Annotated in this window: 1 pseudogene; it reads left to right on the forward strand. The window is 70.9% G+C overall.

Annotation, left to right across the window (positions count from 1 at the left end):
• Window positions 1-313, forward strand: a pseudogene (locus FDW84_RS19060) (endonuclease); the annotation flags it as partial.

Below are 313 nucleotides of genomic sequence, written 5' to 3' on the forward strand. Positions count from 1 at the left end.
CGAACACCGCAACCTCTCCCAGCTGCGGGCAGACAACTTCTCCTCAGCACTCCTTGGCAGCAGTACCAGCACCGGCAGCGGAGGCGGGGGCGGGGCCGGGACGGAGGCCCGACCAACTTTACCGATCCGGCCCCAGGTGCTGGTCACCGTGCCCGTGTTCGCACTGCTCGGCCTCACCGAGGAACCGGCCATGCTCGATGGACACGGCCCCATCCCGGCCTCAATGGCGCGCAGACTCGTCGCGGACGGGGCCGACTCGTTCCACCGCGTGCTGGTCGACCCCCGGGACGGGGCGCCGCTGGAAATCGGCCGG

Origin of the sequence: Pseudarthrobacter sp. NamE5, from assembly GCF_005796225.1 — a bacterium.
In the GTDB taxonomy this organism is placed as follows: Bacteria; Actinomycetota; Actinomycetes; order Actinomycetales; family Micrococcaceae; genus Arthrobacter.